Genomic DNA, 810 nt, shown 5'->3' with positions numbered 1-810 from the left:
TGGACAGCCTGTTCAGGCTGTCGTAAACCAGGTTGTATTTATGAGTTTGCAGCGCGCTGCTGGGATATTTTTTTCTATGGGTGACCGAGGAGACCAGTCCGTTCCCGTTGTACTGGTAGGAAAGGTTGTTGTACGCTCCCGTATGGCTTGTGTTTGTCAGTTCCGTTATCTGGTCCAGCTGGTTGTAGGTATAGCCTATCTGCCCGCCTTCCGGGTAGTTGATGGCGGTTGTTCTGCCGTCCCCGTCGTAGGTTAGGGTTATGCGGTTGCCGTTAAAGTCGGTTAACGCGGTAAGCTGGCTTGCTGTGTCGTATTCATAGGTCTGGGTGCCGAAGGAGGTGGTTAGTGTTTTTCTGTTGTTTGCCCTGTCGTAGGTGTAGGTGTTTTTTCTCCCCAGGCTGTCCGTTACTTCCAGCAGGTTGTCGTTGGTGTCGTATCTGTACAGGGTTGTCCCCAGCTGGTCGTCCATGGTCAGCCTGTTGCCGTTGCCGTCATAGGTGTATTTGACCATGCTGTTGTCATCGTATATTTTGCCGGTTAAGCGGCCCGCCTGGTCGTATTTGTAGGTGGTGGTGTCCCCCAGGGGGTCTGTTTGGGTGGCCGTTCTTCCCAGGGGGTCGTGGGTCCAGCGGGTGGTTTTGCCCCCGGGGACTTTTTCGGTTAATACATTATTTAGTTTGTCATAGGTGTAGGTGGTTGTGTGCCCGTTGGCATTGGTTACGGTGGTGCGGTTTCCGCAGGGGTCGTAGGTGTAGCCGGTTACGTTGTTTAAGGCGTCTGTTACGCTGGTCACCCGGTTATTTAAATTAT

Annotated in this window: 1 protein-coding gene; it reads right to left on the bottom strand. The window is 52.8% G+C overall.

Going from position 1 to position 810, the window contains the following annotated elements; genetic code table 11:
- On the bottom strand, positions 1-810 hold an 810-nt coding region (locus DCCM_RS00700), incomplete at both ends, for an RHS repeat protein (RefSeq protein ID WP_133163937.1).

The organism is Desulfocucumis palustris, assembly GCF_002933875.1.
GTDB classification, from domain to species: Bacteria; Bacillota; Desulfotomaculia; order Desulfotomaculales; family Desulfocucumaceae; genus Desulfocucumis; species Desulfocucumis palustris.
The sequence above is the reverse complement of the archived record's forward strand: the minus strand, read 5'-3'. Positions and strand labels throughout refer to the sequence as shown.